Source organism: Bradyrhizobium sp. USDA 4341, assembly GCF_054063755.1.
Map to the genome: position 1 here is coordinate 3913929 of NZ_JBSSGO010000002.1, position 23883 is coordinate 3937811.

The 23883-nt window shown below is 64.2% G+C and carries 25 protein-coding genes and 1 pseudogene; 10 read left to right on the forward strand and 16 right to left on the reverse strand.

The window, feature by feature from the left end:
- Nucleotides 1-106: 106 nt before the first annotated feature.
- Nucleotides 107-1771: a thiamine pyrophosphate-binding protein gene (locus ACVIGB_RS24525; protein ID WP_456720707.1), complete on the reverse strand. Its 1665-nt coding sequence runs from the start codon at nucleotides 1769-1771 to the stop codon at nucleotides 107-109.
- 337 nt (nucleotides 1772-2108) lie between these two features.
- On the opposite strand from ACVIGB_RS24525, the gene ACVIGB_RS24530 reads away from it, so the two are divergent.
- Nucleotides 2109-3593: a hypothetical protein gene (locus ACVIGB_RS24530; RefSeq protein WP_456720706.1), complete on the forward strand. Its 1485-nt coding sequence runs from the start codon at nucleotides 2109-2111 to the stop codon at nucleotides 3591-3593.
- 60 nt (nucleotides 3594-3653) lie between these two features.
- Here the strand turns inward: ACVIGB_RS24530 and ACVIGB_RS24535 are convergent, their stop codons facing one another.
- Nucleotides 3654-4169 carry a GFA family protein gene (locus ACVIGB_RS24535; protein ID WP_229167228.1) on the reverse strand — a complete coding sequence of 172 codons (516 nt, stop codon included), beginning with the start codon at nucleotides 4167-4169 and terminating at the stop codon, nucleotides 3654-3656.
- 131 nt (nucleotides 4170-4300) lie between these two features.
- Entirely contained in the window at nucleotides 4301-5428 is a 1128-nt protein-coding gene (locus ACVIGB_RS24540; protein WP_456720705.1) for an alkene reductase, read from the reverse strand.
- 162 nt (nucleotides 5429-5590) lie between these two features.
- Here ACVIGB_RS24540 and ACVIGB_RS24545 point away from each other — a divergent pair, with 162 nt between their 5' ends.
- The gene (locus tag ACVIGB_RS24545) at nucleotides 5591-5974 is read left to right on the forward strand and encodes a winged helix-turn-helix domain-containing protein (RefSeq protein ID WP_092123946.1); all 384 of its coding nucleotides are present in this window, start codon (nucleotides 5591-5593) and stop codon (nucleotides 5972-5974) included.
- Between the two features lie 531 nt (nucleotides 5975-6505).
- On the opposite strand, the gene ACVIGB_RS24550 is transcribed toward ACVIGB_RS24545, so the two are convergent.
- The 3 genes from ACVIGB_RS24550 to ACVIGB_RS24560 all read right to left on the reverse strand — a co-directional run bounded on the left by ACVIGB_RS24550 (nucleotide 6506) and on the right by ACVIGB_RS24560 (nucleotide 9249).
- On the reverse strand, nucleotides 6506-7081 hold the full coding sequence (locus ACVIGB_RS24550) for a hypothetical protein (RefSeq protein WP_456720704.1): 576 nt from the start codon (nucleotides 7079-7081) through the stop codon (nucleotides 6506-6508).
- 65 nt (nucleotides 7082-7146) lie between these two features.
- Nucleotides 7147-7437 carry a hypothetical protein gene (locus tag ACVIGB_RS24555; protein WP_456720703.1) on the reverse strand — a complete coding sequence of 97 codons (291 nt, stop codon included), beginning with the start codon at nucleotides 7435-7437 and terminating at the stop codon, nucleotides 7147-7149.
- A 315-nt stretch (nucleotides 7438-7752) separates the two neighbouring features.
- On the reverse strand, nucleotides 7753-9249 hold the full coding sequence (locus ACVIGB_RS24560) for an aldehyde dehydrogenase family protein (protein WP_456720702.1): 1497 nt from the start codon (nucleotides 9247-9249) through the stop codon (nucleotides 7753-7755).
- A gap of 197 nt (nucleotides 9250-9446) precedes the next feature.
- On the opposite strand from ACVIGB_RS24560, the gene ACVIGB_RS24565 reads away from it, so the two are divergent.
- Nucleotides 9447-10298, forward strand: a complete 852-nt coding sequence (locus tag ACVIGB_RS24565) for an SDR family NAD(P)-dependent oxidoreductase (protein ID WP_456720701.1) — start codon at nucleotides 9447-9449, stop codon at nucleotides 10296-10298.
- Between the two features lie 81 nt (nucleotides 10299-10379).
- On the opposite strand, the gene ACVIGB_RS24570 is transcribed toward ACVIGB_RS24565, so the two are convergent.
- Complete coding sequence (locus ACVIGB_RS24570; RefSeq protein WP_456720700.1) at nucleotides 10380-10967, reverse strand: TetR/AcrR family transcriptional regulator; 588 nt, start codon at nucleotides 10965-10967, stop codon at nucleotides 10380-10382.
- Between the two features lie 80 nt (nucleotides 10968-11047).
- Here ACVIGB_RS24570 and ACVIGB_RS24575 point away from each other — a divergent pair, with 80 nt between their 5' ends.
- The 4 genes and pseudogenes from ACVIGB_RS24575 to ACVIGB_RS24590 all read left to right on the forward strand — a co-directional run.
- On the forward strand, nucleotides 11048-11983 hold the full coding sequence (locus ACVIGB_RS24575; RefSeq protein WP_456720699.1) for an NmrA family NAD(P)-binding protein: 936 nt from the start codon (nucleotides 11048-11050) through the stop codon (nucleotides 11981-11983).
- 74 nt (nucleotides 11984-12057) lie between these two features.
- On the forward strand, nucleotides 12058-12528 hold the full coding sequence (locus ACVIGB_RS24580; protein WP_456720698.1) for a hypothetical protein: 471 nt from the start codon (nucleotides 12058-12060) through the stop codon (nucleotides 12526-12528).
- Between the two features lie 68 nt (nucleotides 12529-12596).
- Complete coding sequence (locus ACVIGB_RS24585) at nucleotides 12597-12884, forward strand: DUF1330 domain-containing protein (RefSeq protein WP_456720697.1); 288 nt, start codon at nucleotides 12597-12599, stop codon at nucleotides 12882-12884.
- A 25-nt stretch (nucleotides 12885-12909) separates the two neighbouring features.
- Nucleotides 12910-13008 (forward strand): annotated as a pseudogene (locus ACVIGB_RS24590) (short-chain dehydrogenase); the annotation flags it as partial.
- 104 nt (nucleotides 13009-13112) lie between these two features.
- Here the strand turns inward: ACVIGB_RS24590 and ACVIGB_RS24595 are convergent.
- Nucleotides 13113-13493 (reverse strand): hypothetical protein, encoded by a 381-nt coding sequence (locus ACVIGB_RS24595; protein ID WP_456720696.1) that lies wholly within the window; start codon nucleotides 13491-13493, stop codon nucleotides 13113-13115.
- Between the two features lie 177 nt (nucleotides 13494-13670).
- Between ACVIGB_RS24595 and ACVIGB_RS24600 the strand changes: the two genes are divergently transcribed.
- Nucleotides 13671-15080, forward strand: a complete 1410-nt coding sequence (locus ACVIGB_RS24600; protein ID WP_456720695.1) for an aldehyde dehydrogenase family protein — start codon at nucleotides 13671-13673, stop codon at nucleotides 15078-15080.
- 81 nt (nucleotides 15081-15161) lie between these two features.
- Nucleotides 15162-15737 carry a DUF2478 domain-containing protein gene (locus ACVIGB_RS24605; protein WP_456720694.1) on the forward strand — a complete coding sequence of 192 codons (576 nt, stop codon included), beginning with the start codon at nucleotides 15162-15164 and terminating at the stop codon, nucleotides 15735-15737.
- Nucleotides 15738-16030: 293 nt separating this feature from the next.
- Here ACVIGB_RS24605 and ACVIGB_RS24610 read toward each other — a convergent pair whose 3' ends face one another.
- The 8 genes from ACVIGB_RS24610 to ACVIGB_RS24645 form a co-directional block, all read right to left on the reverse strand.
- Nucleotides 16031-16237 (reverse strand): hypothetical protein, encoded by a 207-nt coding sequence (locus ACVIGB_RS24610; RefSeq protein ID WP_028332951.1) that lies wholly within the window; start codon nucleotides 16235-16237, stop codon nucleotides 16031-16033.
- Between the two features lie 192 nt (nucleotides 16238-16429).
- Nucleotides 16430-17425, reverse strand: coding sequence for a hypothetical protein (locus ACVIGB_RS24615; protein ID WP_456720693.1), 996 nt, complete (start codon nucleotides 17423-17425; stop codon nucleotides 16430-16432).
- Nucleotides 17422-18543: a GNAT family N-acetyltransferase gene (locus ACVIGB_RS24620; RefSeq protein ID WP_456720692.1), complete on the reverse strand. Its 1122-nt coding sequence runs from the start codon at nucleotides 18541-18543 to the stop codon at nucleotides 17422-17424. The genes ACVIGB_RS24615 and ACVIGB_RS24620 overlap by 4 nt, the downstream gene beginning before the upstream one ends.
- Nucleotides 18540-19739, reverse strand: a complete 1200-nt coding sequence (locus ACVIGB_RS24625) for a hypothetical protein (protein WP_456720691.1) — start codon at nucleotides 19737-19739, stop codon at nucleotides 18540-18542. Before ACVIGB_RS24625 ends, ACVIGB_RS24620 begins: the two co-directional genes overlap by 4 nt.
- Nucleotides 19736-20611 carry a HesA/MoeB/ThiF family protein gene (locus ACVIGB_RS24630; protein ID WP_456720690.1) on the reverse strand — a complete coding sequence of 292 codons (876 nt, stop codon included), beginning with the start codon at nucleotides 20609-20611 and terminating at the stop codon, nucleotides 19736-19738. Before ACVIGB_RS24630 ends, ACVIGB_RS24625 begins: the two co-directional genes overlap by 4 nt.
- A complete protein-coding gene (locus ACVIGB_RS24635; RefSeq protein WP_456720689.1) occupies nucleotides 20608-21663 on the reverse strand; it encodes a hypothetical protein in 1056 nt (351 codons plus the stop codon). The genes ACVIGB_RS24630 and ACVIGB_RS24635 overlap by 4 nt, the downstream gene beginning before the upstream one ends.
- Nucleotides 21664-21992: 329 nt before the next feature.
- Nucleotides 21993-22268 (reverse strand): YiaA/YiaB family inner membrane protein, encoded by a 276-nt coding sequence (locus ACVIGB_RS24640; protein ID WP_456720688.1) that lies wholly within the window; start codon nucleotides 22266-22268, stop codon nucleotides 21993-21995.
- 84 nt (nucleotides 22269-22352) lie between these two features.
- The gene (locus ACVIGB_RS24645; protein WP_456720687.1) at nucleotides 22353-23048 is read right to left on the reverse strand and encodes a PspA/IM30 family protein; all 696 of its coding nucleotides are present in this window, start codon (nucleotides 23046-23048) and stop codon (nucleotides 22353-22355) included.
- A gap of 112 nt (nucleotides 23049-23160) precedes the next feature.
- On the opposite strand from ACVIGB_RS24645, the gene ACVIGB_RS24650 reads away from it, so the two are divergent.
- Complete coding sequence (locus ACVIGB_RS24650; RefSeq protein WP_456720686.1) at nucleotides 23161-23769, forward strand: TetR/AcrR family transcriptional regulator; 609 nt, start codon at nucleotides 23161-23163, stop codon at nucleotides 23767-23769.
- Nucleotides 23770-23883: the final 114 nt, after the last annotated feature.

A 23883-nucleotide genomic window follows, 5' to 3' on the forward strand; every position in this document is an offset into this window, starting at 1 on the left:
GCCGGGCCGTGCATCCTTCGAGGCTCGCTCCGCTCGCACCTCCAGCGACAAAGGCGAAGCCTTTGCGCGGGGATGACGGTGAGAGAGGAGAGCGCACGGAGAAAAATCAATTCACCGAATTGCTCACCATCACCTCGATCAGCTTCGCACCGGGCCGGCTGAACGCCGACTTCATCACACCCTTCAGCTCCTGCGGGTCGGTGACCTTGATCGCTTCGAGCCCGAGCGAGCGCGCGACGCCGGTGAAATCGACCGGCGGATCGATGAAATCCATGCCGACATAGTTGTCATCGCCGTGGAAGGCGAGCAGGCGCTGCTTGATGATGCGGTAGCCGCCATTGTTGACGATGACGAAGGTCAGCGGCAGCTTGTGATTGGCCGCGGTCCACAGCGACTGGATCGAATACATCGACGAGCCGTCGCCGGAATAGCACACCACCGGGCGCTGCGGATTGGCGAGGCTGACGCCGACCGCGGCCGGCAGGCCCCAGCCGATGCCACCCGACGCCAGCGCGTGATAGCCGTAGCGGTCGCGATGCGGGCGTAAGCCGAGGATCTGCCGCGACGAGGTCAGGCCTTCGTCGACCAGGATCGCGTTGTCCGGCATCGCCTCCACGACCTGCAGCGCCAGCCAGTCCGGATCGATCGGCGATTTCAGGCTCGCCTTCGAGATCTGCTCGACCAGCGCCTTGCGTTTCGCCGCCCAGTTTTTCGTCGAGAGCGCCGCGAGCCCCTGCTTTGCACGCGTCTCCAGCGCGCTGCCGCCGAGCTCCTTCAATGCCGGGACCAGCGCGCGCAGCGTTTCCTTGACGTCGGCTTTCACCGCGATCTCGGCGCCATAGTTCCTGGCGAGATCGCTGTCGACCAGGCCGACCTGCACGATCGAGAGCCCGTCCGGCAGCGGATCGACCTCGCTATAGACCGACATCCGCAACGGATCGCCGCCGAGCGCGATCAACAGATCATACGGCGCCAGCACATCGCGGGCGACCTTCTGCAGCCGCGCGATCGCGCCCATGAAGCTCGGGCTTTCGGAGAGGAAATGCGAACCATAAGGCGTCGGCGATTGCCAGGCCGGGCAGCCCAGCGTCTCGGCGAGATTGGCCGCCTCGCGCAGCGCGTCGCTTTTGACGATCTCGTCGCCGACGACGATCACCGGACGCTCGGCTTTCAGGATGCGCGCGGCCAGCGCCTTCAACGAATCCTCCGACGGCCGGACCCTTGTGTCGATTCGGGTGGAGCGGCCGAGCTCGATGCCGGCCTCAGCGTTGAGAATATCGCCGGGCAGCGAGATGAACACCGGTCCCGTCGGCGGCGTGGTCGCGATCTTGGCGGCGCGGCGCACGATGCGCGGCAGGTCCTCCAGCCGCGTGACCTCGACGGCCCATTTCACCAAGGGCGTGGCCATCTGCACCAGCGGACCATAGAGCACCGGCTCGGTCAGGCCGTGGCCTTGTTCCTGCTGGCCGGCGGTGAGGATCAGCGGCGTGCCGGTGAAGCTCGCATTGTAGAGCGAGCCCATCGCATTGCCGAGACCGGGCGCGACATGGACGTTGCTGGCAACCAGCTTGCCGGAGGCGCGGCTGAAACCATCGGCCATGGCGACGACCAGGCTCTCCTGCATCGCCATCACATAGGTGAGGTCAGGATGATCCTTCAGCGCATGCATGATCGGCAATTCGGTGGTGCCGGGATTGCCGAACAGATGCGTGACGCCCTCGTCCTTCAACAGCGCCAGGAATGCGGAGCGGCCGGTAATGCGATTCTTCATGTTCCCTCCAGGCCTGCCAGCGCGTTGGCCGACGGCGCCGGGGGAGATGACCAAACTTGCGCTTGGGGAGCAATCGAGCGGCCGGTCATGGCCGCATTCCGCTGGCGCGCGCCTGGCTCTCCAGGGCACGCGCTCGTCATTTCACTCCTCCGGCCAATCCCTCGAAGGCTGGCGTTGGGGCAGACGTGAACCTCAACGAGAGCCGTCGAATTGCGCGGCCGACTTTAACGCTACTTTAGCGAGAGTGCCCTAAAGCCACGATGGTTTGCCTTCATCAAGCACACAGAAAAGCATGCAGGGCCCGCAGTTGGCTCGATTCGATCGCGGGGGTTCAGTCATGGACGCGCTGGCGGCCTGGAACGGAACCAGGCTCGATAGAGGACCGGGAACGATCGGGCGCGAGAAGCCGGGACTCTATGTCTTCCTGATCGCGGTCACGTCCGTGTACTACCTGTCGAACGGGCCGCTCCTGCTCGGCCACCTTGATCTCGGATGGCACCTCGCCGCCGGAGACCTGATCAGGGAGCGCGGCAACGTCCCCTTTCAGGATCCATGGTCATTCACCCTCGGCGACAGGCAATGGTACAATCTGTCCTGGCTCTGGGACGTGATCGCCAGCGTGGTGTTTCAATACACGGGGTATATCGGTCTCACGCTGTCGGTCGTTGCATGTGGCGCCGTCATCACCGGATATCTTGCATCGATCTGCCTGCGCAGCGGCGCCTCGACACTTGCGGTCGGCATTTCCGTTCTCTCCGCCTGCATGCTTTACCCGGCGTTCGTGACCGCGCCGAATTCCTATCTCGCCGCTTCGCCGAACACCCCGACCATGTTGTTCTGCGTCGTTTTCTACGCAGAGTGCCTGAAGCGAACCAGATGGTTCTTGCTGCCGGTGATGATGGTGCTTTGGGCCAATCTGCATGGCGGCTTCGTGCTCGGGCTTTTCATCATCGGCATTTTCGGCGCCGCCTCCGTGCTCAGGCGGGACTGGGCAGGTCTTAGAATCTATGGTTTCGCAGCTGCCGGCTGCCTTGTCGCAATCCTGATCAATCCGCTTGGCTGGCACATCTACGACGGCGTCACGACCACGCTGGGCCATTTTGCGCAGGCGCACATCACCGAGTGGTGGTCTTATTCCGCGAACTTCACCGTGCCCGGAAGCATTCCCGGCATCGTCTTCATCGCCGTATTTGCGGCGTTCGAGCTCCGCCACCCGGCCGCTTCGCCCGCACCTCTGGAGTCGCGGCTGCTGTCCTGGCTGTTCCTGCTGCTGGGATTCTATCAGTACCGCTACATGTCGTTCTTCTTCATGTTCGCAACGATGCCGCTGGCGCTTCACATCGACCGGCTGCTGCCCAAACGACTGAACGATCTCAAGGTCCAAGGCTCGTTGCTGGTTGCCGGCATCGTTGCAATGTGCGCGGTGCCGCTGACGCTGATGGTCGTCAAACCGGCTCTCGCGCTTCCGCAGCTGCTCTCGGAGAAGGATGCGCGCTATCTTCAAAGCCATTTTCCGCACGCACGGCTGCTGAACCACTGGAATGTCGGCGGGCTCCTGATCTTCTACACACGTGGTGCGGTGCCGGTGTTCATCGATGGCCGGTCGGCCACCGCCTATCCCGACGAGTTGCTGCGCGACTATTTCAGTCTGATCAAATGGGAGATCGATGAGGCCGCCTGGGACACCGTGCTCGCCAAGTACAAGATCGACACGGTGCTCTGGGTGAAGGCGCACGAACCTCTGAAACGGTTCCTCGTCGACAAGAGAGGGTGGACCGAGGAATACGCAGGAACGGACGAGGTCATCTACGTGAAGCACTGACGTAGCCCGCGTCTTGGTGCGACGCCTTGCTCCGAAAGCTGACCCGCGCGACTTGCTGTCCTAGAACATCCCCTCGCGCTCGCTGCGCTTCTTCTTTTTCGAACGCTGCCAGACCACGCCGGGATAGCCCTTCAGCGGCACCAGCGGCTCGCCTGTGTAGGCCCATTCCTGCAATTCCTCGATCGCGATGTGGTAGAGCGGCTGCCGGCCGGTGCGCCCCGAAAACAGCGCGCGCGGGATATTCACCATGTGCGGTGACCGCGCGCGCTCGTAGATGACGGGCGTGCCGCAATTGGCGCAGAAGCTGCGCGCGGTCTTGCTTTTCGCGTCCTCGTAGCGCGAGAGCTCGCTTTCGCCCTGCGTGATGCGGAAGCGCTTCTTCCAGCTACCGACATAGGTCGCATAAACCGCGCCATGGGCGCGGCGGCTCGCGGCGGTATGATCGTGCCAGGCCCAGCGCGCCGGTACGTCGATCTCGAACCGCACCTTGCCGCACAGGCACTGGCCGGCCGCAGGCTTTGCCAGCGCCACCGGCTTGGGCTTCTTCGTCGGCTCGAACTCGTCGTCCGGAAACATCGGGGTCTCCCGGTATTGCTGGCCGAGCCATCGTAGCCCGGATGAGCGAAGCGATATCCGGGAACAGCGTCATGTTCGGCCCCGGATGTCGCTTCGCTCATCCGGGCTACGAAAACAACGTGCGGCTACGCTTACGCCTGCGCCATCTCGTCGTGGACGGGATAATCCGTGTAGCCCTTCTCCTCGCCGGCATAGAAGGTCGCGCGGTTGTACTTGGTCAGCGGATAGCCGCGCTGCAGTCGGCGCGGCAAATCCGGGTTGGAGATGAAATAGCGGCCGAACGCGATCGCATCGGCATGACCTTCGGCGACCGCGCTCTGCGCGCTGTCGCCGACGAAGTTGCCGGCTGATATCAGGACACCGCTCCACATCGGACGGTACAGCACCATCGCGGACGGCACGTTCTGCCAGTCGACCTCGGCGCGGCCGGTGCCCGAGGCGCGCGGCTCGATGAAATGCAGATAGGCGAGCCCGAACCTGTCCAGCGCCTTGATGGCGTGGCTGTAGAGCGGCATCGGGTCGGCCTCGCCGCTGCCATTGGCAATGCCGTAGGGCGAGAGCCGTACGCCGACGCGGTTGGCGCCCCAGACCTCGGTCACCGCCTGCGTCACTTCGATCAGGAAGCGGACGCGGTTCTCGATCGAGCCGCCATACTGGTCGGTCCGCAGATTGCTGCGCGATTGCAGGAACTGCTCGATCAGATAGCCATTGGCGCCGTGAATCTCGACACCGTCGAAGCCGGCGGCGAGCGCGTTCCTCGCGCCCTGCCGGTAGGCCTCGACCATCACGGCGACTTCATGGGTCTCGAGCGCACGCGGCGTCTCGTAGTCGACCACCTTGCCGTCCGCCGTCATGCACTTGAATTCGGGGGGGATCGCGACTGCCGACGGCGCCACCGGCAGCGCGCCATCCGGCTGGAACGAGGAATGCGAAACGCGGCCGACGTGCCAGAGCTGCAGGAAAATCAACCCGCCCTTGGCGTGCACGGCATCCACCACCTCGCGCCAGCCCGCGATCTGGGCCTCGCTATAGATGCCGGGAACGCCGGGATTGCCGAAGCCGGTCGCGACCACCGGCGAGGCTTCCGCGATCAGCAGGCCGCCGGGCGTGGCGCGCTGCGCGTAATATTCCGCGTTCATCGGCCGCGGCGCGAGGCTCGGCCGCGCCGCCCGCATCCGCGTCAACGGCGCCATCACGACGCGATGCTTCAGCTCATAGGGACCGACCTTGAGCGGCGAAAACAGCGATGGAGAACTCATGCCTACCCCAAATATTCTTATGTGGTTTCCGTTATAGAGTGGGCATGATCCGCCCCGGAAAGCCGGTTACCACTTTTCCGGACCATGCCCGTTATGTCACGGGTTCATCTTGTTCGCAAAAGCAGGTAGTGGCAATCTAGCGAACAGACAAGCAGGCTTGCCATGTCGAAAACGAGCGCCACGTCGCTCCCCTCGTTGAGCGTCCGGATCGATCTCGATGCCGAAGACCGCATCGGACCGGGCAAGATCCTGCTGCTCGAGCGGATCAAGGAATGCGGCTCGATCTCCGCCGCCGGCCGCGCCATGGACATGAGCTACAAGCGCGCCTGGGACCTGGTCGACGAGATCAACCGCATCTGCCGGCAGGCGGCGGTGGAACGCCAGACCGGCGGCAAGAATGGCGGCGGCGCGGTGCTGACCCCGTTCGGCCTCTCCTTGGTGGCGCGCTACCGCAAGATCGAGCGCGATGCGGCGACCGCCGTGCGCAAGGACCTCGAAGCGCTGCGCAGCGACATCGGCAAGCCGAAGAAGGCTGCGGGGCGGTAAACGCTGGAATCGGCGGCCGTCGCAATGGCGCGTTGCGAAAATATCGAAAACAACCCCATGCAAAGTAGCCGGCGGCGGCCGGCGTTCGACAAGGCAACTTGACACGTCGGGCAAATCAGGGATATTTTTCTAGTATTCAGAAATCATGCAGGCGTTGGCGTGAGGGGCTTCCCTCCGCGAGCGAGCCTAGGATTGAGACCTGTACCCTCACCCGGATTGCATCTGGCGATGCAACATAGCCGAAGCTTAGCTTCGACGTCGATTTTATGGACGGCCGCCAAAGGCGGCCTATGCCTCTCCCCACATGCGGTAGGGCAATCGCATATGGCAGCGAAGAGCTCGGCGCTGCCGTTTCCACATCGTCATGGCCGGGCTTGTCCCGGCCATCCACGTCTTTTTTACGTGGAAACCAAGACGTGGATGCCCGGCACAAGGCCGGGCATGACGAGTCTGTGGAGGGATCGAGTGCATAGGCGACGGCCCTACCGGTAAACGCAAACGGCGGGCGGGGTCATCGCATCTTAAATTCGATTAATTTGAAGCCCCAAGTCTCTTATAGAGATCAAGCATGCCAGGAAGCATCTTGCGCAATTTTTCCGCGCACCGAATAGCCGCATCGCGCAAGCCGAACGCCGCAAGTCTCTCGATGAGTTCCCTTAGCTTGTTGTCAATGTCGTATGACGGTGCGCCCGCTTCAAGCATGCGCTCCAGTATCTCAGCCGCGGCGGGCGGATTACTGTCGGTAAGGCGCGCAATCTCCTCGACCATTTGATCGGTTGCATAGTCGTTGTGAACATACGGCACGACCGCAAGCAGCAATCGCTTCCCTTCATCATCAAGCGTTGTCAGGTAGGGACTTAGGCGGCTCAAGCGGGCCATAAGCTGCGTAGGCGTCTTCGCTTGCGACCGCACCCAGACCAGACAGCGATCCCAGAATCCAAGCACCTTTAGCCGTTGCTTTTCGGTCAGCTTATCGCCACGAACGGACCAAAAGAACTCGGCCATCGTTTCTAGATCGCTCGCCCCGCCAGCGAAAACCTTTTTGATGATCGGAGAATCAAGCTCTTCGTCATCCCACAGATAGGCGAGAGAAACCCACTCGATCACACGATCGCGCCCGTGTTGGTCTTCAGGCTTGGCCGATAGAGCGCCGTCGAAGACCCCGTTAGACGCTAAGAGTTGGTAGCTGCGTCTGCTTGGCGATGCATATGGTCGGCTTCAATCGCGCGCGCGATCGACAATTTCATACGGGGCAGAAGATTGCGAATTTGCTCATATTGTCCGTGATTGAATTTTTCAGCCTTGATGCAGGCTCTTAAGGCGCCATCCGCAAGAGCGCCCCAGGAGGGGCACCCAGCCAGTACGGAAGCACCTGCGCCTACGAAGGGGATCAACTTGCCGCGCTGCGCTGCGTCCAATAACCCTTGCGGAACGGGAGGAATGAGCGGAATCTCAGGATTCATGAAATCACGGCGCGTTCAAATCCGGAATTGGCGGAGAATATACTTCGGATGGCGCTGCACGCTATAATCTATTGCAGGTTTACCCAATACAATTCGCGCTTGCCCCGCACTCGTTGAGTATGCCTGCAGCACCACCGAACGTACGTGCTCCGTCGCCCCGCTCTTGCACCGGGACGAGCGAAGCTAGCGCTGACAGCGTTGGGGTCCGCGCTTCCTTCCGCGAGCACGCCGAACGTCGAGACGTGTACCCCCTCACCCGCCGCGCAAGAGCGCGGCGACCTCTCCCCGCAAGCGGGGAGAGGTAAGCAGCACCACCTAGCCCGTCTTGATCCAGACCGCCTTGACGTTGAGATATTCCTCGACGTGCTGCTTGCCGGACTCGCGGCCATAGCCGCTCATCTTGTAGCCGCCGAACGGCACCGCCGGATCCATCGCCTGGTAGCAATTGACCCAGACCGAACCGGCGCGCAGCGCCTTGGCGACCTGGTGCGCCTTGCTGACATTGGTGGTCCAGACACCCGAGCCAAGGCCGAAGGTGGTGGCATTGGCGCGCTTGATCAGCTCGTCCGGATCCTTGAACGAGATCGCCGAGATCACCGGGCCGAAGATCTCCTCCTGCGCGATGCGCATGTTGTCCTGCACATTGGCAAACACGGTCGGCTGCACGAAATAGCCCTTCGACAGCGCGCCCTCGGTGAGGCGGCCGCCGCCGGCCAGCGCCTTGGCGCCTTCCTTCTGGCCGATGTCGAGATAGCCGGAGACGCGGTCCATCTGCTGCTGCGACACCAGCGGCCCGATCTGGGTGTTGGGGTCGAGGCCGTTGCCGACCTGCAGCTTCTTGCCGAACTCGGCGACGCGGCCGACGAATTCGTCATAGACCTTCTGCTCGACGAACAGCCGCGTGCCGGCGCTGCAGATCTGGCCGGAATTGGCGAACACCGCCATCGCAGCTCCCGGCACCGCGGCGTCGAGATCGGCGTCGGCGAACACGATGTCCGGCGACTTGCCGCCGAGCTCGAGCGAGACGCGCTTGAGGTTGCCGGCCGAGGCGCGGATGATCGATTGTCCCGTGACGTGCGAACCGGTGAAGGCGACCTTGTCGACATCGGGGTGGGAAGCGAGCGCGGCGCCCGCGGTCTCGCCGTAGCCCGGCACGACGTTGACGACGCCGGGCGGAATGCCGGCCTCCATGCAGAGCTCGCCGATGCGCAGCGAGGTCAGCGGCGATTCCTCGGCCGGCTTCAGCACCACGGTGCAGCCGGTCGCGATCGCCGGGCCGATCTTCCAGATCGAGGCGGTCAGCGGACCGTTCCAGGGGATGATCGCACCGACCACGCCGATCGGCTCCTTCAGCGTGTAGGAGAATATCTCGCCGGGCAGCGAGTTCTCGATGGTCTCGCCGTGGATCGCGGTGGCCTGGCCGGCATAGTAGCGCAGCATGCCGAGGGCGCGCAGCCGGTTGCCGCGGGTGCGGCTGATCGGCGCGCCCATGTCGAGCGTATCGAGCTGGGACAGTTCCTCGAAATTGGCTTCGACCAGTTCGGCGAGCTTGAGCAGCAGGTTCTGCCGCTCGAACGGCTTCACCTTGCTCCAGGGCCCTTCGAACGCGCGGCGCGCGGCCGCAACCGCACGATTGATGTCCTCGGCATCGCCCTCAGCGACGGACGCGAGCAATTCACCGGTGGCGGGGTTATGGGTTTCGAATTTCTTGCCGGAGGCGGCGTCGACCCATTTGCCGTCAATCAGCATCTTCTTGTAGGAGCCATCGGCATAAGGATGGCGCGTGATCGGAATAGCCTGCGAAACAGCCATGTTTGCACTCCCTGTAAAATGTCGGCTGAGGTGTTTTGGAAGCGTTATATCGACGATTCTACAGCGCGGGCACGAAACCGTAAAGCGAGGCAAGCGTTGTCGAGGGTGGCGCGCATGAAACCCTCCCATGCACCTGCGTGGTGCGTGCAGTATGATAGGTTTAGAACCTCAGCCACAGATGTGTCCGGAGACCGACGATGCCCCACCCCGTGATATCAGCCAATCATGTTGCCGTGATCACCGGAGGCGCATCCGGCATCGGGCTTGCCGCAGCGACGCGGTTTGCCGAAGCCGGCATGAAGGTCTGCATTGCCGATCTCGGCGATGACAGGCTGAAGGCGGCTGCTGCAAAACTCTCATCTGCCGCACCCGGCGGCGCCGCAGACATCATGACGGCTGCGGTCGACGTCAGCCGCGCCGACGAGGTCGCAAGCCTTGAGGCCGCCGTCGCGAAAAGGTTCGGCGGCACCGACATCCTGATGAACAATGCCGGCATCCAGCCCGGCAGCGCGATGTTCGGGCCGGCGGACAATTGGCAACGCATCCTTGGCGTCAATCTGTGGGGCGTCATCAACGGCACGCAGGCGTTCGCGCCCAACATGATCAAGCGCGGCCGGCCGGGACTGATCATCAACACCGGCTCCAAGCAGGGCATCACCACGCCGCCGGGCGATCCCGCCTACAATGTCTCCAAGGCCGGCGTGAAGGCGTTCACCGAGGCGCTGCAGCACGAGCTGCGCAACACCGACGGCTGCAAGATCACGGCGCATCTCCTGATCCCGGGTTTTGTCTTTACCGGGCTGACCGCGCGCGGCCGCACCGAGAAGCCGGCCGGCGCCTGGACATCGGAGCAGACCGTCGACTTCATGATCGAGCACCTCGCAGCCGGCGATTTCTATATCCTGTGCCCCGACAACGACGTGCCGCGCGCACTCGACGAACGCCGCATCCTGTGGGCCGCCGGCGATATCGTCGAGAACCGGCCGCCGCTGTCGCGCTGGCATCCGGATTTCGGCGATGTGTTCGCCGCGTTCGTGAAGGGGAAGTAGTTACACCGTCATTGCGGAGAGCGAGGCGACGAAGCCTGTCATCGGGCGCGCGTTCGCGCGGCCCGTTGGCTTGCACTGACGTCATGAGCCGCTGAGACGAGTGCCGGGCCAAACCGACATGGCGACGTCGATCATGCGATCGAGCATGCTCGGATCGCCACCCACTTGCGGGAAATTCAATACGGCCTGCAGCACACCGAGATAATACCAAGCCATTGCATCGATGTCGGCATCCTCGGGCAGCTCACCCGCCACCACGCCTTCACGCAGAAGGCTTGCCAAAACGTCACGCTGACGTGCCGCTGCTGCCAGTGTGGCGGCCTGTCCTGCTTTGGATAGTGCCGAGATCTCGGCACAGCTTCGCCCGATCAGGCAGCCCCCGGGCCGGGACCTGTCCGGCAAAAACGCGCGCAGCAACGCGCTCAGTCGCCCGCGCGCGGTATCAGCCTTGGCAGAGTTCATGCGCCGCAAGACGCGCTGCGTATAAGCTGCGAGGGCTTCCCGGAACAGGCCGTCCTTGTCCTGGAATCGCTGATAGAGGCTGGAGCGCGACAAGCCCGTGGCCTCCGTCAGATCGCTGATGGCAGCGGCCGCATAGCCGTTGCGCCAGAAAACCTCGATTGCCGCAGCGATCACGGCAACTTCATCGAATTGCGGCTTGCCGCTCATCAACACCCCGCTTGACATCTTGGAACGATCGTTCCATGTATGTTGGATCGATCGTTCCAGGATACAAGGGAGACTTCGCTATGTCCAAGAAAATCCAACCGGTGTCGCACAAGCCGCGGATCGCCATAGCCGGTGCCACGGGTCGCGTCGGCTCGACGCTGGCCAGCCTCCTCGCTTCCGATCCGGTCGATATCACGGTGCTGACCCGGCGGCCCGATGCGCCGCAACTGCCCAAGGGTGCGAGCATCGCCGCGGTCGATTTCGATCAACCGGATACGCTTCAGAGCGCGCTTCGTGGCGCCGATCGGCTGTTCGTTTCGCATGGTACGTCGTCACAGCAGGTGGCGAACGAGATCGCGCTGATCGACGCCGCCGTAGCTGCCGGCGTCCGCCATGTTGTCAAACTCTCCGCCTTGGGGCCGGCATCTCGCCTCAATCCTTTTGCCTGGCATATGCAAATCGAGGCACATCTGGCTCAGCAGCCGGTGGCGTCGACCGTCTTGCGGCCCTCGGCATACGTCGACATCCTCAAGCGCGCGGCTGGCCAAATCGCCGCCGGCTTCTGGGCGGGCGCGGCTGGCGAGGGGCGCGTGAACTTCATCGATACCCGTGACGTCGCCGACGTGGCACGCGTGGCGTTGCTCGAGGAATTCAGCCCGGAGTCGCAGCGCGCCTATCATCTGACCGGGACACGGGCCTGGACCATGCAGCAGGTTGCCGAGCAGCTGTCGAGCCTGCTCGGCAACCCGGTCGTCTACAACCATCGGTCGACTGACGAACAGCGAGCCGCGCTGCTGGCTGACGGCCTCCCGCCACTGGTCGCCGATTTGCTGGTCGGGCTGGACCAGATGTTTCGCGAATCCGCTCTCGGAGAGACCACGTCGACTGTCGAAATATTGACCGGCAAGTCGCCGAGAACGCTGCCGCAATGGCTTGCCGAAAATATCGAGATCTTTCGGGCCGGGGCTACGCTGGAAGCGGGCAAGGCTCCCGAACCTCTCGTCTCCAACTCTTAGCGCGAACCGGGCGCTTTCCTGGTCCTTCGAGTCGTCGCGAAGGGCATCAGAAAGCTGTCAACAAGGAGCGACACATGTCCACGATTCACCTCCATCAGAGAACCACGTTGACGCCCGAGCAATACGTCGGAGGGCTTACCAATTTCGGACCGGGACGTTCGAAGCTTTTTGGCAATAGTGCCGATGAGTATCTCAAGGTGCATCGCCGGAGTCACACGGCAGCCGACGTCACGGAGGGCTCCGGCGGGATTTGGGAACGCCTGCACTACGATTGGTCCGATCTCAACCGCGTGGTTCTAACGACCACCGACTCCAACGTCTGGGGCGGGGCGTCGAGCCACACCTACACCTTCACGCGTCAGCCAAATGGCACGACCGATGTTGACGTGGTCGTCATTCGGGAAGGCAAGAACTTGAAGGGACGAATGCTCGGTCTCGTACTCGGAACGATCGGCAGGCGCGTGCTGGAGAGGGCCTTCGAAAACTCTGTCAAGGCTATCGAAGCGCGGAACGCCGCGGGGCAACATGCGCAGAGCGCGGCTTAGTCATGCGGCGAGTATGCGTCGCATGTTGAGCATTTGCCTGGCGACCAGTTGAGCATGAGGGGTTTCAGATGAAAGCCTACCTGATTGTAACGCTGACGGTTCACGACGAATCGATGTTTGCAGATTATCGAAAGCAGGTAGGGGACACGGCCGCGCCGTTTGGGGGACTGTTTCTCGCTGCTGGTGGCAAGGCGACAGTGCTGGAAGGCCAGTGGGAGCATCCCGGCACAGTGGTCGTTGAATTTCCGTCACGAGAATCCGCTGAGCGCTGGTACGACTCGGCCGCCTACCAGAAGATAATTGGTCTTAGGCTCAAGAGCACGCGCGGCAGCCTGGCTATTCTGGACGGAGTTTGACAAGGCATCTGCGTGCGATCGACGGCGCCGCATCCCGTGGGCCGCCGGCGACATCGTCGAGAACCGCCCGCCGCTGTCGCGCTGGCATCCGGATTTCGGCGACGCGTTCGTGAAGGGGAAGTAGGAGGCAGGGAATCGTAGGATGGGTAGAGCGAAGCGAAACCCATCCTCTCTCCTGCGGCCCGCTGTTTGATGGGTATCGCTTCGCTCCACCCATCCTACGAACTCTCAATTCGCCCGCACCCGCACCGGCGTCGCCGGCTGCGCCACCAGCGCCTCGCCGAGCTCGCTCTGCTGCGCGCGCGGGATCGAGAAGCAGACGCTGAAGCCGTCCGATGTCTTCAGCGTCATCATGCCATGGCTCGGATCGGTCGACTGCTCGAGCACCCATGAATCCAGCGGATAGGCGTAGCGCAGGCTCTGATCGCCGAAACGCGTCTGCAGCGCCTTGCTGATCAGTCCGGGCAGCGTCATGACCAGCGCGCCGACCTGGTTGATCGACAGGCGGATGGTTGCGGGCTCACCCTTGCCGTCGACGAATCCCAGCGAAATCGCGCAGCCGTCGGGCGCGACTTCGCAGGTGGTGAGCTCCTGGGTTTCGATCTGCATACCGGCACTCCGGATCATTCCTTCGTTATATTCGTAAAGATATATCGCTCGGACGGCCGCCGTCCAGCCGTTATTGGGGGCCCCTCTTTGGCCGTGGCCCACCCGCTACAATCGTGATATATGACAGGATATAGCGAGGTCCGCGAAGGGCCCGTTTGACCAGGGAGAGCAAAGCCTATGAGTGATTACAAGCTTCTCATCGACGGCAAGATGGTACCCGGCGACCAGACCATGCCGGTGCTCAATCCGGCGACCGAAGAGGTGGTGGCGCAATGCCCCCGCGCCTCCAGGGAGCAGCTCGACAAGGCCGTCGCCGCCGCGAAGGCCGCCTACCCGGCATGGGCCGCCACGCCGATGGACGAGCGCCGCAAGCTCATCATCAAGATGGCCGAGGCGATCGAGGCCAATACCAACGAGCTCGCGCACATCCTGACCAGCGAACAGGGCAAGCCGCTCGCGGATGCCACCGGCGAAGTCATGGGCATGGCGGGCTTCTTCCGCTACCTCGGCTCGCTCGATCTGCCGATGCGCGTGGTCGAGAATTCCGGCGACCGCAAGGTCGAGGCCTATCGCCGCCCGCTCGGCGTGGTCGGCGCGATCATTCCCTGGAACTATCCGCTGCTGATCCTGGCATTCAAGCTGCCGTCGGCACTGCTCGCCGGCAACACCCTGGTGGTGAAGCCTGCGCCCACCACGCCGCTGGCTTCGCTGCGCTTTGCCGAGCTGGTCAAGGACATCCTGCCGAAGGGCGTGCTCAACTTCATCGCCGACGCCAATGATCTCGGCGACCACATGACCAAGCACCCTGATATCCGCAAGATCTCCTTCACCGGCTCGACCGCAACCGGCCAGAAGGTGATGGCGAGCGCGTCGCAGACGTTGAAGCGGATCACGCTCGAGCTCGGCGGCAACGACGCCGGCATCGTGCTCGACGACGTCGATCCGAAGAAGGTGGCGCCCGGCATCTTCGAGGGCGCGTTCCAGAACTCCGGCCAGGTCTGCCTCGCCATCAAGCGGCTCTACGTGCACGAATCCGTCTATGACGAGATCTGCAACGAGCTGGTCGCCATTGCGAAGAACACCGTCGTCGATGACGGCTCCAAGCAGGGCACAAAACTCGGCCCGCTGCAGAACAAGATGCAGTACGAGAAGGTCAAGGCGTTCCTCGACGACGCCCGCAAGAACGGCAACGTGATCGCCGGTGGCGCCGCAATGGACCGCCCCGGCTATTTCATCGAGCCGACCATCGTGCGCGACATCAAGGAAGGCTCCAAGCTGGTCGACGAGGAGCAGTTCGGTCCCGTGCTGCCGGTGATCAAGTACTCCGACAAGGACGATGTGATCCGCCGCGCAAACGCCACCACCTACGGCCTCGGCGCATCGGTCTGGTCATCCGACATCAAGCGGGCGCATGAGATCGCGACCCAGATCGAGGCCGGCACGGTGTGGATCAACAAGCACCTCGACATGGCCCCGAACATCCCATTCGGCGGCGCCAAGCAGTCGGGCATCGGCACCGAATTCGCCGAGGAAGGTCTCGCCGAATTCACCCAGCTGCAGATCATCAACGGCCCGCCGGCCGCCTGATCCGAAAACACGCGGCCGCGACGCCTTGGCTCCCCTTGGCGCCGCGGCCGCCTCCCTCCTCCACAACGAACAGAGTCCATCATGTTCGATGCCCAATGCGACCTTGCCGCCCTGGTCTATGACGACAAGGACGATCCCGACGCCATCTTGCGCGACTTCGCCGGCAACCTGAAGGCGCATGGCGCGCGCGTGGTCGGCATGGTGCAATCAGGCCAATGCGCGGATTCCAGCCTGTCGGCGGTGCTGGTGCATAGCGGCGAGACGCTGCCGCTGGCGCAGCCGCCGGCTCCGAGTACTACAAGTTCTGGTTCGAGCGGCTGCAAGCTCGATCTGTCGCGGCTGCAGGACGCCGGCGTCCGCATTGCCGACGCGCTCGCTGAAGGCGCCGATCTCGTCATCGTCAACCGCTTCGGCAAGCGGGAACGCGACGGCAAGGGCCTTGGCTTCGTGATCGAGCGCGCGCTCGACACCGATATTCCCGTCGTGATCGCGGTCTCACGCCAAAGCTTTGCCGACTGGATCAAATTCGCCGGCGGGATGAGCGTGAAGCTCGCCTGCGACCGCCACGCGCTGGACGCCTGGTGGCGCAATGTCTCGCTGCGGACCACGGCCCGGATCGCGCCGGATCACACCACGGTCTGCGAGGCGTTCAAGTAGCTCGTAGGATGGGTGGAGCGCAGCGATACCCATCATCTCGCCGCATCGATGCAATTGATGGGTATCGCTGCGCTCCACCCATCCTACGCCACTACAAGGATATCACCGTCATCCTGAGGAGCGCGCTCTTGCGCGTCTCGAAGGATCGACGGCCACCGGCCGGGCCGTGCATCCTTCGAGGCTCGCTCCGCTCGCACCTCCAGCGACAAAGGCGAAGCCTTTGCGCGGGGATGAAGGTACAAACAGAATCGGAGGATGGGTCAGCTAACCCACCCTGCAGGCCACGCACGCGCTTACAGCGTTTCCTGCTTATGGTCGCAATTCTTGCAGGTGAACTTGACGCGGGACTGACCCTTTTCCGCCTGCACCCGGTTCGGCGCGCCGCATTTGCCGCAGACGGCCTCGATCCTGGTCGTACCCTGCTTGACGACCAGGTTCCGCTTTTCCATGGTCTCGCGGATCAGGCGCTCGGCCTCCTCGCGCAGCGATTGCTTCGACATCATCTCCACCGGTCTTTGGTTAGCGGGCGGCGTCATAGCACGACCGCATGAAGCTTTGACAGCGGATATCGCACCTTATCTGTCAGCGCCTAGAGCATTTTCGGTTCTGATTGAATCAGAACCGAAGCTCTAGATTCTTGTTTTGACGCGTTTTCTTCACGCGAACCGGTGTCCACTTCGCTCGAAAACGCTCTAGACGATGAGCCGATCGACCGGCAGCCGGAAATGCCGCGGTTCCAGCGGCTTGGAGGGCCAGCCGATGCGGAACACGTTGACGAGGCGCAGATCGGTGCCGATCCTGCCGAGCTTGCGCAGCCGGTCGTTGAAGTCAGGGTGATCGGCCAGCGCCGAGATCGGGCATGCCACCAGCCCGGCGCGATCGATCTCCAGCCAGCTGCGGTAGAAATGCCGCCCCGTCGTGAGTGGATCCTCACCGACCGGACGACAGAACAGGACGATCGCCGCGGCCGAAGCGGTCTTGGCGCTGTCTGACAGCAGCGATGCGGCGAGGCCGAGACGATCGAGCGGCTTGAACAGGCCGCCGAGCAGGTAGCGCGCGACGGTGGCCTCGACCGCGCTCATGGCAAGCGCATCGCGATTGAGACCATCGAGCAGAAAATGCGGGTGGCTGGGTGACAGCCGCATCCATTCGAGCAGCTCGGCCCGATAGTCGTCGCCGCGGACAAAGGAGAACTCGGCCTGGTCGGCCCAGCCGCCGATATCGGCAATCGTCCGGCGATCCCCAATGCAGATCAAATCGTCGCGCGCGACGGCGAGTTGGACCAGCGGCGCAGCCTGATCCGGCGACGCCGCAAACTTGCCGCGCCACGACATCCGGTGCGCCACATGGCCGGCCAACGGATCGGACGCGACACCTTGCCTGATCGCAAAGCTGCAGAGCGCGGTAAATTGCGGCGACAGCGGCTGCTCGATCGTGGTCATAGCCGTGATTGCGAGGCCGCGGCGGTTGAGCGCGAGGCTCATGCCCTCCAGTGCCGCGCCGTGCGACACAAGCACGTCGTGTCCGGCGGGATCCGCGACCGGCGCGCGCACCCAGGTCGCGTCGACCAGCGCCAGCCGCCCGTCGCCAAGCAAACGCCAGCGGGTCGGCTGGATGTTGTGGACGCTCGGCGCCAGCCGCGCCTCCGCGACCAGCTCGCGCAGCAAATCCGGCGTCAGCTCGCTCATGCCGCTGCCAGCCTCTTGGTGAACAGATGCAGCCGGTGCAGCGGCGTGGCACCGGCCTTCTCGACCTGGCGCAGCGACGGAGCATTGATGTCGGCGATCCAGGTGCCGCCGAGCGTGCGGTAGCCGGCCTCCTGCAACGCCAGCGCGGTGCGGTAGAGCATGGCGCCGTTGAGGCCGCGATTGTGCAGGTCGCGGCAGACCGACTGATAGATCAGCACCGCGCGCGTGTTCATGATGCGGTGCTGCACGAATTTGAACGGCGCTGATAACCCGATCCGGCCGCCGATCGCCTTGATCAGCGGGTTGAGATCGGGGATTGCGATGATCGCGCCGGCGGGCCGGCCGCGGTGATAGACCACGGTCGAAATCCGCTTGTCGATGATCCACATCATGTCACCTGCCTGGAACAGATATTCGGCGGCGGTCGGCGGCACGAACATCGGGTTCTCGGCAAAGCCGTCATTGAGGATCAGCCGCGCATCCTCCAGCCGCACCTTGAAGGCGGAGCGCTTGATCGGCTGCCAGACGAAATCCGGATCCGCCAGCACCGCGCGCTGCTTGTCGCCGAGCAGCTGCTCCGGCTTGCCGCGGTCGAGCGCGATCTCGAACGTCGTCATCGGGAAGGTCGCCGCATAGCCGGCGCGTTCGAGGTGGCGCGCGATATGCGGCGGCGACCACATCATGTCGGTGAACGGCGCATGGTCGAAGCCGTCGGTCATCACCCCGATCTGCTGCATCGCCGTGAGATTGAAATTGCCGGCAATGCGGCTCATGCCGCGCACGGACAGCCACTCCTCGGCGGTCCGCAACAGCGCATCGGCCACATCAGGCTCATCGACACAGTCGAAGAAGCCGAACGCGCCGTGACGCGTGCCGTGCTTGCGGTTGGAGGCGTCGTGGATCGAGGCGGCGATGCGGCCGACCGGGCGGCCGCCGCGATGCGCCGAGAACAGGGCATAGCGGCCATGGCCTTCGGTGACGAACGGATTCTTCGCGGCATCGAACATCCGGTCGAAATCGCTCCACAGCGGCGGCACGTAGAGGCTGTCGGGCCCATAGGCATTGAGCGCGGCGTCGAAGGCCGCCCTGCGGTCGCCCTCCCGGATCTCGAGCGTCATTTGGCCTCCGGGGTCAGCGCCAGCAGCCGCCGCACCAGCGCCAGCGCGGTTTCGGTGGCTGGATCGGCAGCGGTCACCGGCACGGCGAGCACGATCAGGTCGAGCGGATCATGCGCGAGCACGATGACATGGGAGGCGCTGTTGGCGGTCATCAGCGAGACCATGCGCTCGGCGGCGGGGTCGGTCGGTGCCAGTCCCCACGGCGCCTCGGAGCGGCGCAACACACGCCTGTTCGACAGGAAGTCGCGGAGCAACGGCGGATCGTAGGGTCCGAGCTCGTCTTCGCGGAAGCGCCGCGCGCTCTCGAAAATCGGATGCCGTGCGAGTTCGGCGATCAACTGCTCCCGCGTCTGCGCCGGCGACGCCGCGACCGAGTTGAGCACGCCGGGCTCCTGCGATTCGAACAGCGCCCGCAGCGCGTCGGTCATCAGCCCGATGGTCAGCACGCCGGCGATCGCGACCGCGACGAACCGGATCATCTGGGCGGCATCGACGTCAGGCGCCATGAAGGCCGCGGCGAGCCCGAGCAGCCCCGAAGAGATCAGCCGCAGCGCCGTCATCGCGAGCCCGTGCCGGCGCGTCTCGGCGCCGCCGCCGGCGATCAGCATCACGGTGACGGTGAGCAGCGCCCCCAGCGCGCCGAGCCGGACCGGAATGTCGGGAAACAGCGTGCGGAAATCGGTCAGAATGAACGGGATTACCACCAGCGCCCCGACCGCCATGCGGCCGATGCTGCGGTTTTCCGAAGCCATCAGCGAGGCGCGGTCGCGCGTCGCCAGCAGCAGCGCGCAGGTCGCAAAGCCAATCAGCTGGAACAGCGCCAGCGTGATCGCATAGGGCATCACCAGGCGCTGCAGCCCGAACGTGCCGCCGAGGCCGAGCAGAATGCCCCCGCCAAGCGCCGCGATCTTGACCGCGCGCGGCGCATGGCGGCGCAGGATGCCTTCGGTGACGATCAGCGCGCCGAGCGGAATCAGCGAGGCCGGGATCACCGAGAGACGATCGAGCAGCCAGCTTCCGCTCCACCACGCCAGACCGCGGTCGAGGAACAGGGTCGCGATCACGCCGAGCGCGAGCAGCAGGCGGCGGGTCAGCGGGCTCTTGGGATCGCGCCGGTAGAACGTCATCATCGCCACCGCGACGCCGATGGCGCCGCAGAGATTGACGATGGAATCGGCGATCACCCCCGAGGTCATGCGGTGCCCGTCAATTGATCGATCGCCCGCCGCACCAGCGGACGCATCAGGGCGGCGACCAGCGCATTGCGCGGCTTCTCGATCGCGGGCCGATGCGGGTTGAGGAACCAGCCGCGGCAATCGGTGCCGGAGGTGCGGCCCAGGATCAGCGCGACCGCCTCATAGGCCATCAGCATGCCGGTCGAGATCACCATCGGCGCGAACGACATCCGGCTGCGGCGGCCGGCCGCGACTTCGCCGGCGATCGCGAGGTCGACATAGTTGCGCGACGAGGAATGCAGCATGACGTGCTCGATCTCGGCACGCATCGCGGCGCGGCGGTCGTCCTCGGTGATCTCAGTCCAGTCCTTGGCCAGCGTCGGAAAGCCGAGGCGCGCCTCCGGCCGCGGATCGTGCGGACGCACCACGATCACCGACGGCAGCGGCGACATATAGGCGTCGATCACGGTTGCATCGGCGCGCTTGGCGGTCCGGTACAGATGCACGCCGGCGGCGATATCGTCCATGCCGTTGACGATGACCGGGCAGCGTTCGGCAATGCCGGCGAGCGCACTGGTCCAGTTCTCGCCGAGCACCTCGACCTCGATGGTCGGGTTGATGCGTTTGGCGGCCTCGGCGGCGACCGCCGCCTTCTCGCGGCCGACCTCGTCGGCGAAGGCGAACACCTGGCGATTGAGATTGGAGACCTCGAAGCGATCGATGTCGGCGATCACGAACTTGCCGACACCGGCGCGCGCCAGCGCCATGAAGGCGGCGCCGCCCATGCCGCCGACGCCGCAGACGAACACCCGCGCCCGGCGCAGCAGCTGCTGCTCGTGCTCGTCGATGAAGCCGATGTTGCGGCCGGTGAAGGAGTAGTAATCGAAATTCATCGCGCGGCCCCCTTGTCCTGCCTGCGTGGCCGCAGCGTGCCGAAGGCGCGGGTGTCGTCCATCCAGTAGACCACCGGCAGCACCAGCCGCTGCAATGCCAGCATTGCGGACGCCGCGAGCAGCGCCGGCAATGAGCCCGAAGGCACCTCGCTCATGAGATAGCGGCGCGCGCCGGCAAGATCGACGCGGCCGATCTGCAGCACATCGTCGCCACGGCCGTAATCCAGCTCGCGCTCGCAAAACGCGTTGTAGACGGCATCGCGATGCTTCGGCGCAATCTCGAAGGTCTTCTTCAGCGCATCCGAGCCGCCGGTATAGGCATTGGTGATGACCGAGCGCGCCTCGTCGAAGCCGGCCTCCTCGCCGACGCCGAACACCGCGCGATGCCTTGCCATGATGCCGCGCGCGAGTTGCAGATGCGCAAAGCTCTGCCGCGCCCCCGGCAGCGGCGACGGGAACACGTCCGAGAAGGTGTCGCTGACCATGCCGACCACCGCCGGCACCTGGGTGACGTTGGAGATCCATTTCGGCCGCAGCCCGTCGCGGGCGAACAGCACCAATGCGGTCAGGCCGTAGAGCACCCAGGACAGCCCCTGCCCGCGCACATCGGGATCGACCATGACGAGGCCGAGATGGGTCACTTCAGTGGGCTCGCCGTCGAGCGGCACGTCCATCACCGACAGCGCGTTGAAGGCGATCGGCCGCCCGGTGTCTTCCTCAGAGATCAGCGTGATGATGGCGCGCGACAGCCGCTCAGGCTCGCCGGAGAAGATGCCGTAGGTCAGGCTCTCCTCGGGCAGCGTCTTGGCGGCAACGATGCGCAGCTGCTCGACCAGCGCGTCGAGTTCGTCCTTGGGCAGCGACAGGCCGGGCGATTCGACAATGCGGGTGCGCTGGCCGGCCTGGGTGCGCAAGGTAAGATCGATGGTCGGCTGCGACAGCGCCTTCAGCCAGAAGCCGCCATGGCTGCGCAGGCCGTCAAAGGCCGCGCGCGCTTTGGCAAGGCTCCTGCTGCCGCGCGAAGCGGAGGTGCGATTGTCCGTGGACGCCATTTCTCTGTCCCTCGGGCGCGATCTCTGCACTTTGGCCTGTTAAGGAGCCATGAGCACAACCTGGCGCGGTTTGCCGCAGGGTAAACAAGGCCTTCCGGAAACGGAACAAGTTGGTCGTAAGAGGCCTGCGACCTATCCACCCGTCATTGCGAGCGAAGCGAAGCAATCCATCCTTCCGCGCACGCGGCGCGATGGATTGCTTCGTCGCTTCAGCGCAAAATTGCTTTGCAATTTTGTCGCGAGCTCCTCGCAATGACGCGGGAGGATCCCGCCTCCCAACAAAAGCGGCGGGTGAAAACCACCCGCCGCTTCGTCCTGGCTCTGGCCTCTCACGCCGCCTTGGAGACTTCCATCAGCAGGCGCTCGGCCTTGGCGTCCTCGATCCGGTTCACGAACTTGCCGCTCTCGTAATTGTCGCGCACCGTCTTGGTCATCGTGATGCAGGTCTGGACCAGCATCACGATGCCCATCGTCAGATAGCCCTGCATCCAGATGCTGATCGGCAGGAAGAACACGCCGACGGCGACGAGGAAGGCAGAGGCTGCGAAGGATGCGTAGGTGAAGGCAACCCAGCTGCCGCTGTGGGGTTGGATGGTCTGGTTCATGGTCGGCTCCTTGATGATAGGTGATTTGAAGTTGGCTTGGTTTCAGGCTCGAGGTTTCAGGCTTGAGTTCTCGGGCTTGAGGTTTCAGGCTTGGGGCTGGCGCCTGGCTTTCAGTCGCGCCAGCACGTCGTCGGCGGTCGATTTCATCCGCGGGCCAAAGCCCTGCTCGGCGAGCTTCTCGGCGGTGGCGAGCGGGCCCGAGGCGGTGTCGATCTCGAACAGCGCGTCATCCGCCGCCTGGGTCTCCATCTGCCGCTCGCGCAGCCGCTTCAGCGTCGCTTCCGCTTCCGGCAGCGTCGACTCGTAGGGGCGCGCCGCCTCGATGCCGCTTCGGCGCAGCGAACGCACCGCTTCCGAGGCACGGGCGAGGCGCCGGCCGCGATCGAGCTCGGCAATGCGCGCCTCGGCATTGGCGACGTGACGCTTCAGCCGGGTGATCTCGGTGGCGAACAGCGTGCGCGCGGTCATCGCGGCGTCGCGTTCGGCTTCGAGGTTGGCGATCGCCTGCGCGGCTTCGCGGGCGAGATCGTCCCGGCCGCCTTCGAGCGCCGCCGACGCCCGCATCTCGAGATCGGCGATCCGGGCATTGGTCGCCTCAAGCCGCCGGCCCTCCTGCTGGTCGCCGGCAATGGCCAGCGCCAGGGTCCGTTTCGAGCGGTCGACCGCGGCAGCAGCATCGCGCATCTGCTGGTCGAGGACGACCAGCGCGGTCCGATCTTGCAGTTCCTCCTCGGCTGCCGCCACGCTGCCGCGGAAAATCGTCAAAACAGTTTTGAACATTTGGCCACTCCCTGTTATGAGCATCGCTCATGAATCTCTTGTACCACATAATGAGCATTGCTCAAGAATTATTTGAGCGACGCTCACACATGCGGTTAACGACGGGTGAAACATGTCCAAAGCATTGGAACGACGTGCAAAACTGCGCGAAGCGCTGATCGAGGCGGCGGAACGAGCAATTGCGGCAAAGGGTCTCGGCGGCCTGAAAACTCGCGAACTGGCCCAGGAAATCGGAGTCGCCAATGGCGGCGTCTACAATCTGGTCGAGGATGTCGATGAGCTGATTCTGCGCGTCGGCTCACGCACGCTGGCCCGACTCGATGCTTCGCTGTCGTTGGCCGAGATCCGCGGCGCGGCCGCGCCGCGCGAGATGCTGGTCCGGATCGCGGTCGCCTATTGCGACTTCGCCGCCGACAATCTCGAACTGTGGCGCGCGCTGTTCGAGCATCGCATGCAGCCCGGCAAGCCGGTGCCGGAATGGGCGATCACCGAGCAGATGGAACTGTTCCGCCACATCTACAAGCCGCTCGCCGCACTGTTTCCGCAGCGTTCGCCGGCACAGCTCGGCGTCACCGCCCGCAGCCTGTTCTCCGCCGTGCATGGCATGGTCGCGCTCGGGCTCGAACACAAGCTGATCGCGGTACCGATCGGCGCGCTGCGCAGCGAGATCTCGACCTTGACGCGCGCGATGGTCGACGGCCTGACAGCGACGAAGGATTAGGCCGCGCGGCCCGAGGGGGCGCAGCGGTCGAGGTCAGAAAAGGGGCAACGCCACTTGCGGAATGGCCGGACCATAGCTACCTATCTCGGATCGAGTTTCGGCCGAACGACTTGG

Bases quoted from the DNA above. Each gene is read 5' to 3' on its own strand.
- ACVIGB_RS24525 (WP_456720707.1), bottom strand. From the start codon at position 1,771: ATGAAGAATCGCATTACCGGCCGCTCCGCATTCCTGGCGCTGTTGAAG.
- ACVIGB_RS24530 (WP_456720706.1), top strand. From the start codon at position 2,109: ATGGACGCGCTGGCGGCCTGGAACGGAACCAGGCTCGATAGAGGACCG.
- ACVIGB_RS24535 (WP_229167228.1), bottom strand. From the start codon at position 4,169: ATGTTTCCGGACGACGAGTTCGAGCCGACGAAGAAGCCCAAGCCGGTG.
- ACVIGB_RS24540 (WP_456720705.1), bottom strand. From the start codon at position 5,428: ATGAGTTCTCCATCGCTGTTTTCGCCGCTCAAGGTCGGTCCCTATGAG.
- ACVIGB_RS24545 (WP_092123946.1), top strand. From the start codon at position 5,591: ATGTCGAAAACGAGCGCCACGTCGCTCCCCTCGTTGAGCGTCCGGATC.
- ACVIGB_RS24555 (WP_456720703.1), bottom strand. From the start codon at position 7,437: ATGAATCCTGAGATTCCGCTCATTCCTCCCGTTCCGCAAGGGTTATTG.
- ACVIGB_RS24560 (WP_456720702.1), bottom strand. From the start codon at position 9,249: ATGGCTGTTTCGCAGGCTATTCCGATCACGCGCCATCCTTATGCCGAT.
- ACVIGB_RS24565 (WP_456720701.1), top strand. From the start codon at position 9,447: ATGCCCCACCCCGTGATATCAGCCAATCATGTTGCCGTGATCACCGGA.
- ACVIGB_RS24570 (WP_456720700.1), bottom strand. From the start codon at position 10,967: ATGAGCGGCAAGCCGCAATTCGATGAAGTTGCCGTGATCGCTGCGGCA.
- ACVIGB_RS24575 (WP_456720699.1), top strand. From the start codon at position 11,048: ATGTCCAAGAAAATCCAACCGGTGTCGCACAAGCCGCGGATCGCCATA.
- ACVIGB_RS24580 (WP_456720698.1), top strand. From the start codon at position 12,058: ATGTCCACGATTCACCTCCATCAGAGAACCACGTTGACGCCCGAGCAA.
- ACVIGB_RS24585 (WP_456720697.1), top strand. From the start codon at position 12,597: ATGAAAGCCTACCTGATTGTAACGCTGACGGTTCACGACGAATCGATG.
- ACVIGB_RS24595 (WP_456720696.1), bottom strand. From the start codon at position 13,493: ATGCAGATCGAAACCCAGGAGCTCACCACCTGCGAAGTCGCGCCCGAC.
- ACVIGB_RS24600 (WP_456720695.1), top strand. From the start codon at position 13,671: ATGAGTGATTACAAGCTTCTCATCGACGGCAAGATGGTACCCGGCGAC.
- ACVIGB_RS24605 (WP_456720694.1), top strand. From the start codon at position 15,162: ATGTTCGATGCCCAATGCGACCTTGCCGCCCTGGTCTATGACGACAAG.
- ACVIGB_RS24610 (WP_028332951.1), bottom strand. From the start codon at position 16,237: ATGTCGAAGCAATCGCTGCGCGAGGAGGCCGAGCGCCTGATCCGCGAG.
- ACVIGB_RS24615 (WP_456720693.1), bottom strand. From the start codon at position 17,425: ATGAGCGAGCTGACGCCGGATTTGCTGCGCGAGCTGGTCGCGGAGGCG.
- ACVIGB_RS24620 (WP_456720692.1), bottom strand. From the start codon at position 18,543: ATGACGCTCGAGATCCGGGAGGGCGACCGCAGGGCGGCCTTCGACGCC.
- ACVIGB_RS24625 (WP_456720691.1), bottom strand. From the start codon at position 19,739: ATGACCTCGGGGGTGATCGCCGATTCCATCGTCAATCTCTGCGGCGCC.
- ACVIGB_RS24630 (WP_456720690.1), bottom strand. From the start codon at position 20,611: ATGAATTTCGATTACTACTCCTTCACCGGCCGCAACATCGGCTTCATC.
- ACVIGB_RS24635 (WP_456720689.1), bottom strand. From the start codon at position 21,663: ATGGCGTCCACGGACAATCGCACCTCCGCTTCGCGCGGCAGCAGGAGC.
- ACVIGB_RS24640 (WP_456720688.1), bottom strand. From the start codon at position 22,268: ATGAACCAGACCATCCAACCCCACAGCGGCAGCTGGGTTGCCTTCACC.
- ACVIGB_RS24645 (WP_456720687.1), bottom strand. From the start codon at position 23,048: ATGTTCAAAACTGTTTTGACGATTTTCCGCGGCAGCGTGGCGGCAGCC.
- ACVIGB_RS24650 (WP_456720686.1), top strand. From the start codon at position 23,161: ATGTCCAAAGCATTGGAACGACGTGCAAAACTGCGCGAAGCGCTGATC.